General features: G+C 61.9%; 12 protein-coding genes and 1 tRNA gene. 8 read left to right on the plus strand and 5 right to left on the minus strand.

Going from position 1 to position 13,109, the window contains the following annotated elements:
* Positions 1-101 precede the first annotated feature (101 nt).
* Positions 102-698, minus strand: coding sequence for a cold-shock protein (locus NLY37_RS10265; protein ID WP_031193130.1), 597 nt, complete (start codon positions 696-698; stop codon positions 102-104).
* 357 nt (positions 699-1,055) lie between these two features.
* Between NLY37_RS10265 and NLY37_RS10270 the strand changes: the two genes are divergently transcribed.
* Both NLY37_RS10270 and NLY37_RS10275 read left to right on the plus strand, forming a co-directional pair.
* Positions 1,056-1,496: a VOC family protein gene (locus NLY37_RS10270; RefSeq protein WP_023667513.1), complete on the plus strand. Its 441-nt coding sequence runs from the start codon at positions 1,056-1,058 to the stop codon at positions 1,494-1,496.
* 133 nt (positions 1,497-1,629) lie between these two features.
* Positions 1,630-1,923 carry a DUF2218 domain-containing protein gene (locus tag NLY37_RS10275; protein WP_023681521.1) on the plus strand — a complete coding sequence of 98 codons (294 nt, stop codon included), beginning with the start codon at positions 1,630-1,632 and terminating at the stop codon, positions 1,921-1,923.
* Between the two features lie 105 nt (positions 1,924-2,028).
* Here NLY37_RS10275 and NLY37_RS10280 read toward each other — a convergent pair whose 3' ends face one another.
* The 3 genes from NLY37_RS10280 to ilvA all read right to left on the minus strand — a co-directional run bounded on the left by NLY37_RS10280 (position 2,029) and on the right by ilvA (position 4,681).
* A complete protein-coding gene (locus tag NLY37_RS10280) occupies positions 2,029-2,733 on the minus strand; it encodes an outer membrane protein (RefSeq protein WP_023706612.1) in 705 nt (234 codons plus the stop codon).
* Between the two features lie 149 nt (positions 2,734-2,882).
* The gene (locus NLY37_RS10285; protein WP_023715802.1) at positions 2,883-3,428 is read right to left on the minus strand and encodes a DUF1697 domain-containing protein; all 546 of its coding nucleotides are present in this window, start codon (positions 3,426-3,428) and stop codon (positions 2,883-2,885) included.
* Entirely contained in the window at positions 3,425-4,681 is a 1,257-nt protein-coding gene (ilvA, locus tag NLY37_RS10290; protein ID WP_023715803.1) for a threonine ammonia-lyase IlvA, read from the minus strand. Before ilvA ends, NLY37_RS10285 begins: the two co-directional genes overlap by 4 nt.
* 124 nt (positions 4,682-4,805) lie before the next feature.
* On the opposite strand from ilvA, the gene NLY37_RS10295 reads away from it, so the two are divergent.
* The 3 genes from NLY37_RS10295 to NLY37_RS10305 all read left to right on the plus strand — a co-directional run bounded on the left by NLY37_RS10295 (position 4,806) and on the right by NLY37_RS10305 (position 8,679).
* Positions 4,806-6,209, plus strand: coding sequence for an aminopeptidase P family N-terminal domain-containing protein (locus NLY37_RS10295; RefSeq protein ID WP_031203691.1), 1,404 nt, complete (start codon positions 4,806-4,808; stop codon positions 6,207-6,209).
* A gap of 99 nt (positions 6,210-6,308) precedes the next feature.
* Positions 6,309-7,382 (plus strand): alpha/beta hydrolase, encoded by a 1,074-nt coding sequence (locus tag NLY37_RS10300; RefSeq protein WP_023681526.1) that lies wholly within the window; start codon positions 6,309-6,311, stop codon positions 7,380-7,382.
* Between the two features lie 133 nt (positions 7,383-7,515).
* The gene (locus tag NLY37_RS10305) at positions 7,516-8,679 is read left to right on the plus strand and encodes an alpha/beta hydrolase (RefSeq protein WP_023714234.1); all 1,164 of its coding nucleotides are present in this window, start codon (positions 7,516-7,518) and stop codon (positions 8,677-8,679) included.
* Between the two features lie 22 nt (positions 8,680-8,701).
* Here the strand turns inward: NLY37_RS10305 and ade are convergent, their stop codons facing one another.
* A complete protein-coding gene (gene ade, locus NLY37_RS10310; RefSeq protein ID WP_023741430.1) occupies positions 8,702-10,513 on the minus strand; it encodes an adenine deaminase in 1,812 nt (603 codons plus the stop codon).
* Positions 10,514-10,774: 261 nt separating this feature from the next.
* On the opposite strand from ade, the gene NLY37_RS10315 reads away from it, so the two are divergent.
* The 3 genes from NLY37_RS10315 to NLY37_RS10325 all read left to right on the plus strand — a co-directional run bounded on the left by NLY37_RS10315 (position 10,775) and on the right by NLY37_RS10325 (position 12,630).
* On the plus strand, positions 10,775-11,626 hold the full coding sequence (locus NLY37_RS10315) for an alpha/beta fold hydrolase (protein ID WP_023681529.1): 852 nt from the start codon (positions 10,775-10,777) through the stop codon (positions 11,624-11,626).
* Positions 11,627-11,753: 127 nt separating this feature from the next.
* Positions 11,754-12,416, plus strand: coding sequence for an outer membrane protein (locus NLY37_RS10320; RefSeq protein WP_023681530.1), 663 nt, complete (start codon positions 11,754-11,756; stop codon positions 12,414-12,416).
* 128 nt (positions 12,417-12,544) lie between these two features.
* Positions 12,545-12,630, plus strand: a tRNA-Leu gene (locus tag NLY37_RS10325).
* Positions 12,631-13,109 lie beyond the last annotated feature (479 nt).

Below are 13,109 nucleotides of genomic sequence, written 5' to 3' on the forward strand. Positions count from 1 at the left end.
ACCAAAGACCATGATCCCTAAAAGTGGTCTCAGGTATTCGGATAAGATCGTGGTGAAACCAAGAAAAACGCCGTCCTGACTTCCTCAGGAAGGCTCGCGTCCTAATGCGCGACCGGCAAGGTGCCCATATCGGGGTGAATCTCGGCAGCCATGAGGCCCTTGTCACCGCGTCCGAATCGCACCAGCACGACCTGTCCGGGCCTGAGCTCGGTGATGCCATAGCGGCGCAGCGTCTCCATATGGACGAAGATATCCTCGGTGCCCTCGCCGCGCGTCAGAAAGCCGAAGCCCTTGGTGCGGTTGAACCACTTGACCAGCGCCCGCTCGAGCCCGCTTTCCGGCGTCACCGCCACATGGGTGCGCTGTTCCTGCATCTCGGCCGGATGGACCGCCGTAGTGGTGTCCATGGACAGCACCCGGAACGCCTGCAAACCACGGTCGCCGTGCTTGACAAGGCACACGACACGCGCGCCCTCCAATGCAGTCTGAAAACCGTCCTTTCGAAGGCAGGTGACATGGAGGAGGATGTCGCCCGAAGAACCGTCATCGGGAAGTATGAAACCGTAGCCCTTGGCCACGTCGAACCATTTGATGGCGCCGGCGATTTCGACAAGGTCGGCGCTATCGCCGCCACTGTCACTCTTCAGGGCGTCGTCAAGGTTCTCATCCCGCCTCGTGAAAGAGGCCTTATCCCCCATAAGAACGCCCCCTTTTTTCAAGAAAACCGCAAGTGATTCTTGACATTAGATTAACACCGCCGCTTCCGGGGTGTGCAAGACCTGCCGTGCCTTTTTTCACGGTTGAATACAGGAATAGCTGACTTGTTGTTTGCCGGCGTCGCTGCCGGCAGCAATGACGATCCATCAAGGCGGTCAACCGGTCGGCAATTTGCAAGGGATTTTGCCGAAATCGGCAACCACTTGTGTTCGACGCTTTTGTCAGAGCAATCTGATTTTTCCAAAACCGGTGATCACTTTTCCAGTCCGATGCTCGTTGCCCTCCGGCGGGGTGGACCTTATGTTGCCTCGCAACCCAAACATCCCCGAGGAAATCCCATGCGCTACCTCCACACAATGGTCCGTGTCGCCGACGTCGATGTCTCGCTTGATTTCTACTGCAACAAGCTCGGCCTTAAGGAAGTGCGCCGCTACGAAAACGAGCAGGGCCGCTTCACGCTGATCTTCCTCGCCGCCTCCGAGGATGTAGAAAGCGGCATCACTGAGAAGGCGCCGCTGATCGAACTGACCTACAATTGGGATCCGGAGGAGTACAAGGGCGGCCGCAATTTCGGCCATCTCGCCTATGAGGTCGACGACATCTACGCCACCTGCCAGCATCTGATGGACAATGGCGTCATCATCAACCGGCCGCCGCGCGACGGCAACATGGCCTTCGTCAAGTCGCCGGACGGCATCTCCTTCGAACTGCTGCAGAAGGGCCCGGCCAAGCCCAAGGCCGAGCCGTGGGCATCGATGCCGAACACCGGCACCTGGTAGCGATCACGCCATCTTGAGCGAGGCGGCCGCGCCGACAAGCCGGCCGCCTTTGCCATTTCGACCAACGGCACCTATTTACCTGCCTGTCGCGCCAGCCAAGCAAAGCCAGTGCCTCATCCAGGAGAATTCGTTCATGCCGACCAGCCGTGCCGATGTCACCACCGCATATGCCAGCCGCTATTTGCAGCAGCTGTGCAAGCACTGGGCGCACAAATTTCCCGTCGAGTTCGATCCAAACCACGGCACCATCGATCTGTCGCTCGGCCGCACGGTTCTCGATGCCGATGCGGCAGCGCTGCATATCACGGTGTCGACGGATGAAAGTGGATCGCTGGAGCGCATGGAGAGCGTCGTTGCCGATCACATCAAGCGCTTTGCCTTCCGCGAGGAGCTGACTTTCGAGTGGAAGCAGGCTCCGGCGACCTGATCTGCTGTCAGCCGCAACGCCGAACGCCGGAAGCTGCCAGCCCCGGACAACGTTATGGCGTCACTTGGTTGCGACGCCATCTGAATTGTCGGAACGACGGATCGATCAGAACTTGTAGTTCAGGCCGATCTTGATCGTATGGGCGTCGATCTTCACCCTTGCGTCGTTGCCCTCGATATCTGTCAAACGGACCTTGCCGAAGTCGAAGTACTGGTATTCCAGCTTCGTGGTCCATTTGTCGGCGAAGGCCCATTCGACACCGCCACCGATCGTATAGCCGAAGCGGCCTCCGCTCCTCGATGCGCTGCTGTCCGGGTCGGGCACCCCGTCAAAATCGAAAGTATCGCCATAACTCAATTTGTAGTGAGTCGCCGCCGCGCCGCCCTTGGCGTAGATCAGCAGCCTGTCGGTGGCGTAGCCCAGACGTGCCGTCAGATCGCCATAGACGCCCAGTTTCGCCGATCCGAAATTGTCCGGCTCTTCGACGATAGTCCTGTCGCCGTCGAGGCCGAGATAGCCCAGATCGGCTTCGACGCCATAGACGAATGCTCCGGACTGCCAGTTGTAACCGGCCTGAACACCGCCGAGGAAGCCGTCGGTATCGACGTCATGGGTCTGACCAAGCTCCTCGTCGAAGAAGGAATCCGTCTGGTCGACCGCGTCACCGCGTCCCCAGCCATAGCCGGCGTTGATGCCGACATAGCCACCCGACCAGACAAACCCTGCCGGCACGGTCTCAATCACGTCGGCGGCGAACGTCGCGCCGCAAGCCGAAATCAGGAAAGTGGATGCGAGAAGCAGACGTTTCATGAAACTCCCCAATGCAGTCGGAAAGAGCATAGCACAGACATGCAGTATTCATTAAGCTGCCCAGGCCGGAAAATCGGAAATTGTTGCAGAAAAACAACTGTTTAGCCGAGACTAATTAGCATCGCAACCGCAACGCAGATCTAAGCGATTCAAAGCGAACGCGCCATCTGCAGCAGCGCCAGCACCGACCGCCAGTTGCGCGCGGTGCCTGGCACTTTCAGAACGCGTGGAATGAGGTTGGCAAACACTGATTTACCCAGCCCGTCTGGCGCCTTGAGGTAGAGCACGTCGCCCTTGACCTCGAAGCTTTCCGGGCCGGTGCATTTTTCGGCAAGCCTGGCGATCTCGTCCGCCGTCGGCTGGCGCTCCAGCGTGTAGGCGTGAAGCTTGGTCGGATCGCCGGCGACTTCCGGATAAGGATTCTCCTTCACCAACCGTTCGAACCAGGAGAGATCGCGCACCATGATGCGCGAGTGAAAGCCCCATTTTTTCTCGAAGGCCGCCTCTATCTGTTTGGTCAGCGTGGCGGCGTCGCCCTTCTTGGTCCGGAACACGACATTGCCGCTCTGCACATAGCTGGCGACATCGGTGAAGCCTAGCGCCTCGAATAACGCCCGCAACTCCGCCATCTGGACGATGCGGTTGCCGCCGACATTGATGCCGGAAAACAGTGCGACGAAGACAGTACCGCTCATATGATGAACCCGGCCAGGGTCTCGTTGTCGGTGATGTCCTGATAGTGCACGCCCTCGGCCTCGAAATTTGCCCTCAGCAGATCGAAGTTACGCCGGTCTTTGGTTTCGATGCCGATAAGCACAGAGCCGAAATTGCGTGCCGATTTCTTCAGATATTCGAAGCGGGCGATATCATCGTCGGGACCGAGCAGTTCGAGGAAGTCGCGCAGCGCGCCCGGCCGCTGCGGAAAGCGGATGATGAAGTATTTCTTCAGCCCCTCGAAGCGCAGCGCCCGCTCCTTCACGTCGGGCAGCCGCTCGAAATCGAAATTGCCGCCCGACACCACCGCGACGATGGTCTTGCCGCGGATTTCCTTGCGCGAAAAATCCTTCAACGCGTCGATCGCCAAGGCACCGGCCGGCTCCAGCACCACACCTTCGATGTTGAGCATCTCGATCATGGTGGCGCAGAGCCGGTTCTCAGGGATCAGCCGCACCGCCTGAGCGGCGAACTCCTTGAGGTGGCGCAACGGCTCGCGGCCGATCTCGGCCACCGCCGCGCCGTCGACGAAATTGTCGACATTGGCGAGCCGGACGCGCTTGCCGCTGGCGAGGCTCTGATGCAGGCTCGGCGCACCGGCCGGTTCGCAAAAGACGTAGCGCGCGTCACGTTGCTGATCGGCGAAATAGTGCGTCACCCCCGCGGCCAGGCCACCGCCGCCGACCGGCAGCATGATGATGTCGGGCATGCGCGCGCCTGGCATCTGGTCGGCGATCTCATAGGCGACCGTCGCCTGCCCCTCGATAATATCCTTGTGGTCGAAGGGCGGCACCATATGCGCGCCGGAACTTTCGGTGAATTCGAAGGCGGCGCGGTAGCAGTCGTCGAAGAAGTCGCCGACCAGCCTGATCTCGACGAAATCGCCGCCGAACAGCCGCGTCTTGTCGATCTTTTGCTGCGGCGTCGTCACCGGCATGAAGACCACGCCCTTCTTGCCGAAATGGCGGCAGACGAAGGCAAAGCCTTGCGCATGGTTGCCGGCCGAGGCGCAGACAAACAGCTCGGCCTCGTTGCCTGCGGCCAGTGCCTTGCGGAAAAAGTTGAAGGCGCCGCGGATCTTGTAGGAGCGCACCGGCGAAAGATCCTCGCGCTTCAAGAGCACCCGAGCCCCCGTCTTCTTCGACAAATAGTCGTTTTCCTGCAGCGGCGTTTCGGGAAAGATCTCGCGGATCGCGGCTGCGGCGGTGGCGACACGGGAGGAGAAACTGTTCATGGCGCCGTCACCTCTGGATCGAATGGTTCGAAGGCGAAGCCTATTGCACAATTCGCCGTTTGCAGCCACCGATGCGGCGCGGCCGCTTTGGCGCGCCAGCAGGAAATCCATTGGAGCCATCTTCATGCCTGTTTCGGCTGTCGCCCTGAAGACCGTAGACCTTCCTGAATTCGGCGAGCCAACAGTGATGCCGCTAGTTCAGCGGCGGACCTACGAAGCGCGCATCGAGGCTCTGCTGGCGCGCGGCGCCGAGGCCGGGCTCGACGCCTTTGCCGTCTATGGCGACCGCGAGCACGCGGCCAATGTCGCCTATCTCAGTGGTTACGATCCGCGTTTCGAGGAGACGCTGCTGGTCATCGTTCCCGGCAGCCAGCCAAAGCTTCTCGTCGGCAATGAGGGTTGGGGCTATGCCGAAATCTGCGACGGGCCTTACGAGCGCGTCCTTTACCAGACCTTCTCGCTGCCGGCGCAGCCACGCGACCGCTCGGCCTCTCTATCCGACACGCTTGCCGCCTGCGGCCTGAAGGCCGGCCAGAAGATCGGCGCAATCGGCTGGAAGCCGTTCGGCCCCGGCGATGGCGGCTTTGGCGAGACGACGCTCGACCTGCCGTCCTTCATCGCCGATACGCTGCGCACACTGGCCGGCGACAGAGGCGCGGTGGTCAACGCCGCCAACCTGTTGATGAACCCGTCCGACGGCCTACGCGCCATCAACGAGGCAGACCAATTGGCGTCCTTCGAATTCGCCGCGACCTTTTCCTCGCAGGGCCTGCGCAACGTGCTTAGGAATATCGAGCCCGGCATGAGCGAATTGCAGGCCGCGCGGCTGATGGGGATCAACGGCCTGCCCCTGTGCTGCCACCCGATGCTGTCCGCCGGCAGGCGTGCGCCCTACGGCTTGCCTAGCCCGCGCCTCGACATCATCAAGCGCGGCGATCCCGTCACCATGGCCTATGGCATCCAGGGCTCGCTCAACGCCCGCGCCGGCTTCCTGGTCGAGAGCGCGGCCGAACTGCCGCGCGAGATAAGCGACTATGTCGAACAGCTGGTAGCGCCCTATTTCGCCGCCGTCGTCGACTGGTACGAGACCATCGGCATAGGCGTTGCCGGCGGAGCGCTTTGGAAAGCCGTGCATGACCGCATAGGCGACCCGTTCTTCGGCGTCTCGCTCAATCCCGGCCATCTCGTCCATATCGACGAATGGATGCATTCGCCGGTGTTTTCCGGCTCGGACATCAAGCTGCAATCGGGCATGGCGCTGCAGGTCGACATCATTCCGGCGACCGGAACCAGCTATTTCACCACCAACATCGAAGACGGTATCGCGCTTGCCGATGAGTCCCTGCGCGAGGAGATCGCGGCCCGCTATCCCGAGGCATGGCGCCGCATCGAGGCGCGCCGCGCCTTCATGGGCGATGTGCTCGGCATCAGGCTCAAGCCCGAGGTATTGCCCTTCTCCAACATCCCTGCGTTCCTGCCGCCATTCTGGCTTTCGCGCAACAGTGCGATGACCGTGGCTCGACGCTGACCACATTTCGGCTGGACACGACTTACTTCTGCCGCACTCTCACTGTCCGGGAGGTGCCGCGGGGTATATGGGCCTTTTGGCCGGAGTGGAATTTTTGACGTGCGTTTGAAGACGATTTGCATTCTTGCACTTGCCCTGTTGATCGCCGGCTGCGGCGGCCGCAAAACCGAGGAACTGCTCGGCAGCGCCGTCATGTCCACGCCGGTGACCGAAATCTCAGGCAATCACTCGATCTTCATTGCCACCACACGCAAGAAATCCGACGATCCCAACAAAGTTTTCGACGGCGAACGCTCGGCGACGCTGAACTACGCCCGCGTCACCGTCACCGTTCCCGGCACCCACCAGACCGGCCAGATCGAGCGCCGCTCGCGCGGCAGGTCCAACGACCCGGCGAAGTACTTCATGGCCTCCGAGGTCGTCGGCTACGATGCGCAGCCGAAATTCTCCAGTGCGCTCAATGCCGACATCGCCGCGCGCGGCGGCCGCGTCATGGTCTTCGTGCATGGCTACAACACCGGCTTCGACGACGCGGTCTACCGCCTGACCCAGATCGTCCACGATTCCGGCTATCCCGGCACGCCGGTGCTGTTTTCCTGGGCATCGGGCGCCAGAACCACCGACTATGTCTATGACAAGGAAAGCGCCAGCGCCGCCCGCGATCAGCTGGAGGTGACATTGCGCATGCTGCAGCAGTCCGGCGCGCGGCGCATCGACATCGTCGCCCACTCGCTCGGAACCTGGGTGACCATGGAAACGCTGCGCCAGATGGCCATCACCGGCGACCGCGATCTCGGCGGCAAGCTCGGCGATGTCGTGCTGGCCTCTCCCGACATCGACGTCGACGTCTTCAAGAGCCAGATGCGCCGCTACGGCAAGCCGGACAAGCCGTTCATCCTGCTGCTCTCCGACGACGACCGGGCGCTGCGGCTCTCAGGCCTGATCGCCGGCTCGCGGCCACGCGTCGGCGACTACAAGGATGCCGCCGACCTCGCCGCTTATGGCGTCACCGTGGTCGACCTCTCCAAGGTCAAGGGAGGCGACAGCTTCAACCACACCAAATTCGCCGACAATCCCGAACTGGTGAAGATGATCGGCCAGCGGCTGCGCGAGGATGACGGCTTTGCCAGCGACCAGACGGTGACCGACCGTATCAGCGCGCTCGGACAATAAGGCTGTCGCCTTGCGGCGACCGTCGCTGCGTGAGGTCGCGAATGCCGCTCGGCCCGATCACTTTCAACTGGACCGGGCCGGTCTCTGCCTCTACGACATTGAAATCGGCGCCAATGCGCCAGCGGGAGCCCGCGTGAACGAGCGTTGGAAGACTGTCCTGGTCCTTGCGTTCGCGCTCGCTGCCGCCGGCTGCGTCGGCCCGAACACCCATGACCTGTTGAACGAGACGACGGTTTCGGTGCCTGCCTCCGACATCGCGGCCACCCACGAAATCTTCGTCGCCACCACCCGCAAGCAGGCGACCAAGGACCCACGCCAGGTGTTCGATGGCGATCGCTCGCTGACCACCAGCTACGCCCGCGTCGACGTCACCGTGCCGAAGGTCCACCAGGTCGGCGCCATCGAGCGCGCCAAGGGCTCGGCAAATTCGAACCCGGCCAAGCAATTCACCGCCACCGACGTCGTCCACTATGGCGACGCCTCGCAATTCGCCAAGGCCGTCGGCGCCAACATCGCCATGAATGGCGACCGCGCGCTGGTCTTCGTCCACGGCTTCAACAACGGCTTCGACGATGGGGTCTACCGGCTGACGCAGATCGCCCACGACACCGAATATCCGGGTACGCCGATCTTGTTTTCGTGGGCTTCGAGCGGCAAGACCACGGGCTATATCTACGACAAGGACAGCGCCAACGCCGCGCGCGACGACCTCGAGGCGACGCTCAGGATGCTCGCCAAGACACGGGTCAAGAGCATCGACATCATCGCGCATTCGATGGGAACCTGGGTGACGATGGAAGCGCTGCGCCAGCTGGCGATCACCGGCGACCGCGATCTCGACGGCAAGCTCGGCCGTGTCGTCCTGGCATCGCCCGATATCGATGTCGACGTCTTTAAGAAGCAGATGATCCGCTACGGCAAGCCCGACAGGCCGTTCGTCATCCTGCTTTCCGCCGACGACCGTGCTCTGCGATTGTCCAGCCTGATATCCGGCGACAAGCCGCGCGTCGGCGACTACGGCAACGCCGCCGACATCGCCAGCTACGGCGTCGTCGTGGCCGACCTCAGCCAGATCAAGGGCGGCGACCGCCTGAACCACGCCAAATTCGCCGACAACCCGTTCCTGGTGCAATTGCTCGGTGACCGTCTGCGCGCTCCAGCCGGCCTGGCATCGGACGAACCCACGCAGGGCCAGATCGACAATCTCGGCCGAGGCCTCGGCAAGGCAGTCGGATCCGTCGCCGAGATCATCATCACCACGCCATTCAAGGTGCTGACCATCGCCACCGGCGGATGAGAGCCAAGCACCGGGGCTGATCTCAGATAAAAAGATCGACCTTCTGGAACGTCGTCACGTCGATCAGGCCGACATCGGAAATCCTGAGCTCCGGAATGACGACCAGCGCCAGCAGCGAGTGCTGCATATAGGCGTTGTTGAGCGAGCAGCCCATCTTGCGCATTGCTTCGGTCAGTTTCTCGGCCTTGGCCGCCACGATTTCGGCGCGCTCGTCCGACATCAGCCCGGCGATCGGCATTTCGACCAGCGCAAGCTCCTTGCCCTTCGAAAACAGCACCACGCCGCCACCGACCTCGCCCAGCCGGTTGACGGCCAGCGCCATGTCTTCCTTGTTGGTGCCGACGCAGATGATGTGGTGGGCATCATGTGCGACGCTCGACGCCATGGCGCAGTCGCCCATATAGCCGAAGCCGGAGACGAAGGCATTGGTGACGCCTCCGGTGCCGCGGTGGCGCTCGACCAGCGCGATCTGGCAGATGTCGTTGCGGCGGTCCATGGCGACCAGCCCGTCCTCGACCGGCAGGTCGGCCTCCAGCGCCCGCGTCGGCGCCTGGTTTTCGATCACGCCGATGACCCGCACCCGCACCTCGTTGGCGCCCTTGGGCGCCGCAATGTCGAAATCGCCTGGCTTCAGCTTCTTGCCGAGCTTGACGGTGTTCTTCGCCGATTTGGGGTAATCGTAGGCCGGAATGTCGATCTCGAGCTTGCCGCCCTTGGCCAGCCTGATACCGCGGCCATAGACCTCGTCGATGGTCATGGCGGCAAGATCGGAGACGATCAGCAGATCGGCCAGCCGTCCCGGCGCGATCGAGCCGATCTCGCGCTCCAGCTTGAAATGCTGGGCGGTATTCAGCGTCGCCATCTGGATCGCCGTCACCGGCTTCAATCCCTGTTGGATGGCGTGGCGGACCACCCGGTCCATATGGCCTTCATGCACCAGCGTGCCGGAATGGCTGTCGTCGGTGCACAGGATGAAGTTGCGCGGGTCGAGACCGCTCTCGGTCACCGCCTTGATCTGCGAGGCAACATCGTACCAGGCCGAGCCCAGCCGCAGCATTGCCTTCATGCCCTGGCGCACACGGGCGATTGCGTCCTCGGCGCGCGTGCCTTCATGGTCGTCCTCCGGCCCGCCGGCGACATAGCCATGGAACGGCAGGCCGAGATCGCGCGACGCATAGTGGCCGCCGACCGTCTTGCCGGCCTTGATCGTTGCGGCGATCTCGCCCGACATGACCGGATCATTGGCGATGACGCGGGGGAAATTCATGACTTCGCCGAGCCCGATGATGTTTTCCCAGGTCATCGCTTCCGCGACATCGGCGACCGTCAGTTCTGCCCCGGCATGCTCCAGCCCCGGCGCGGACGGCACGCAGGACGGCATCTGGACATGGATGTTGATCGGCATGGCGACGGCCTCGTCATGCATCAGCCGCACGCCGGGCAGACCCAGCACATTGGCGATCTCGTGCGGATCGATGAACATGGAGGTGGTGCCGTGCGGGATGACGGCGCGGCAGAACTCGGTCACCGTCACCATGCCGCTCTCGACATGCATATGCGCGTCGCACAGGCCGGGCACGAGATAGCGGCCGCCGGCATCGACCACCTTGGTGCCCTGGCCGATCGCATGGCTGGCATTCGGCCCGCAATAGGCGAAGCGGCCGCCTGAGATTGCGATGTCGGTGCCGGCTATGATTTCGCCGGAATGCACGTTCACCCAGCGGCCGTTTCGGATGACGAGGTCGGCCGGCTTGCGCCCCGTTGCGACGTCGACCAGATGCGTCGCCATCTCGGTCCAGGGCTTGGGTTTCGTCGCCGACGGCTGCTTGGCCATGAAAGACTCCTGTTTGCCCGACTGTGCCAAGCCGGCAAGGTTTTGGCCAGCGATCACGGACGAAATCCGCTTGATGAGAATTCGCCCGGGCGGATGCGCCGCACCTGCTCACCCCGAGGGCAGGCATCAGCGGTGCGGTCATTCAGTTTGGCTTGTGCCGCCACTTATGCTACCATTCTGGCTATGGTGCTGATTTGCGCCGACGACCCGCCGCGAGGCGGGTTTTTGTTGTGATGAGCCCGAAACTCCTGAGGTGAAGTCATGATCCGGTTCCTGAAAGCATTCGCCTTCGTCACCCTGTTCCTGATCTCGTCCGGCTTTGCATCCGCCGAGGAGCGTTGGCAGACCTTGCCGGAGCCGGCGGCGATGCCCAAACCGGATCAGAGCGGATATGCGCCGGTCAACGGCATTCAGATGTACTATGCCGTTTTCGGCGCCGGTGATCCGATTCTCCTGATCCATGGGGGCCTTGGCCATGGCGACATCTGGGCAAGCCAGGTGGCGACGATGTCCAAGACGCACATGGTGATCATTGCCGACAGCCGCGGCCATGGCCGTTCTACCCGCACCGAGCAAGCTTACGGCTATGACCTCATGGCGTCGGACTATCTTGCGCTGCTCGACTATCTCAAGATCGACAAGACCGCTCTTGTCGGCTGGAGCGACGGCGGCATTATCGGCATCGACATCGCGCTGCATCATCCGGAGCGGCTGACACGGCTCTTTGCGCAGGCCGCCAACGTCACCACCGATGGCGTCGATCCGGGTGTGCTGACCAACAAGACCTTTGCCGCCTACATCGACCGCTCGGGCCGCGACTACAAGAAACTGGCGAAGACTCCCGACCAGTACGGTGCCTTCGTGGCGCAGATCAGCCACATGTGGGAGTCGGAGCCGGCCTGGACCAAGGAACAGCTCGGCAAGATAACCACGCCGACCGCGATCGTTGCCGGCGACCATGACGAGGCGATCAAGCGCGAACACACCGAATACATGGCCTCCGTCATTCCGGGCGCCAAGCTCATCATCCTGCCCAACGCCAGTCATTTCGCCATGCTGCAGGCGCCGGACGAATATAGCCAGGCGGCGCTGGACTTCATCGACGCCAAATAGCGCCCCCAGCTGAGCACCCAGCGCAGCAACGGGTACATTCCGATTGTTGAACAATGGGTTCCGTTTTGCGGCGAATAGGATTACCTTCCGGCAAGACGCCTTCTGAACCGCCTTTTCGGAGAACTCGATGCGCTGTCTGACCATTGCCAGTGCCGGATTTCTGATTGCTCTGGCCGGGCCGGCATTCGCCGCCGACCCGATGGCGGTGCCGATGACCGAACCAGGCTTCGACTGGACCGGCTACTATGCCGGCCTGCAGGCCGGCTACGGCTGGGGCCAGTCCGACATATCAGTGACGGAAGGCGCGCCGTTTTCCATCGCGCCCGACATTGACGGCGGTTTCGTCGGGGGCCATGTCGCCGGCCTGTGGCAGTTCGACCAGGCAGTGCTCGGCGCCGAGGCGGAGCTCAATTATTCCGCCGTCGACGGTACGGCCGTATCAGGCCTTGGAAGCACATTCCGCACGGACATCAAGTGGTTCGGATCTGTCGACGCCAAAGCGGGCTTCGCCATGGACCGCGTGCTGGTCTACGGCGTCGGCGGCGTCGCCTTTGCCGGCATCGAAACTTCGCAAGTCGCGGGCGCGTCGTTCGCCGGCACACGCACGAATGTCGGCTGGACCTTGGGCGCCGGCGTCGACTATGCGCTGACCGACAAATTCATCGTCGGCGCGCAATATCGCTATTATGATTTCGGCTCCGAGCACTATGACGTAGCGGAACCCTTCAACGATCGCGATCAGGATGTGAAGCTGAACGCGGTCGGTATCAATCTCAGCTACAAATTCTGAGCCTTCTCGGCGACTGAGATTTTGGCAACAACCAACTGTTTTGCCATCACGAACCACCTTTCATGAGTCCGACACTCGGCAAAAGATGGCTTGACGGGTTTTCGCTGGCGTCTGAAAAGGGCTGGCCTGCGGACGTGGCGGAATTGGTAGACGCAAGGGACTTAAAATCCCTCGATCTCTGATCGTACGGGTTCGATTCCCGTCGTCCGCACCATTTGAAATGCTTAGGATTTGTTCTGTAAGAACTCACTGGCTACCATAGAAAAGGCTGACGCGGGTAGCAACTGAAGAGGTTTAACACTCTTGCTGGAATACCTGCTGCAACACTCCTGTCGGTAGCGACCGACCGCGCGGGCCAGGTCAAGGCACTCCCTTAGGAGCCGGCTGGGGCCGCAGCGGCCTTAACCCGGTGGGCATGCTCCGTCGCGATTTTAAGAAGAGTTGCGGCCGTTTCCTGTGGCGTCCAACCTTGCGCTTCTGACGCAGTCACCAAGGCCGCAAACGCGGCTTCTAATGCGACTTCACAGTTCACCCCACGGTCTGGGCTATCCTCTGGCAATATCGGGGGTTCGACGGATTGGGACATGGTGACTTCTTTCAAAGGGGAAAACCCGCCGCCCCAGCCTTTTGCCACTTGAAAATTTCAGCAAAGGATCATTCCAGCTATCAGCAGCGTGATTAGAACTGACAACG

It is taken from the genome of Mesorhizobium sp. C395A (assembly GCF_030323205.1).
Taxonomy (GTDB): Bacteria; Pseudomonadota; Alphaproteobacteria; order Rhizobiales; family Rhizobiaceae; genus Mesorhizobium.

What these genes read in the sequence shown, in the direction of transcription:
- ilvA (WP_023715803.1), bottom strand. Translation starts at nt 4,681, where the DNA reads ATGAACAGTTTCTCCTCCCGTGTCGCCACCGCCGCAGCCGCGATCCGC.
- NLY37_RS10285 (WP_023715802.1), bottom strand. Translation starts at nt 3,428, where the DNA reads ATGAGCGGTACTGTCTTCGTCGCACTGTTTTCCGGCATCAATGTCGGC.
- NLY37_RS10315 (WP_023681529.1), top strand. Translation starts at nt 10,775, where the DNA reads ATGATCCGGTTCCTGAAAGCATTCGCCTTCGTCACCCTGTTCCTGATC.
- NLY37_RS10280 (WP_023706612.1), bottom strand. Translation starts at nt 2,733, where the DNA reads ATGAAACGTCTGCTTCTCGCATCCACTTTCCTGATTTCGGCTTGCGGC.
- ade (WP_023741430.1), bottom strand. Translation starts at nt 10,513, where the DNA reads ATGGCCAAGCAGCCGTCGGCGACGAAACCCAAGCCCTGGACCGAGATG.
- NLY37_RS10275 (WP_023681521.1), top strand. Translation starts at nt 1,630, where the DNA reads ATGCCGACCAGCCGTGCCGATGTCACCACCGCATATGCCAGCCGCTAT.
- NLY37_RS10270 (WP_023667513.1), top strand. Translation starts at nt 1,056, where the DNA reads ATGCGCTACCTCCACACAATGGTCCGTGTCGCCGACGTCGATGTCTCG.
- NLY37_RS10265 (WP_031193130.1), bottom strand. Translation starts at nt 698, where the DNA reads ATGGGGGATAAGGCCTCTTTCACGAGGCGGGATGAGAACCTTGACGAC.
- NLY37_RS10295 (WP_031203691.1), top strand. Translation starts at nt 4,806, where the DNA reads ATGCCTGTTTCGGCTGTCGCCCTGAAGACCGTAGACCTTCCTGAATTC.
- NLY37_RS10320 (WP_023681530.1), top strand. Translation starts at nt 11,754, where the DNA reads ATGCGCTGTCTGACCATTGCCAGTGCCGGATTTCTGATTGCTCTGGCC.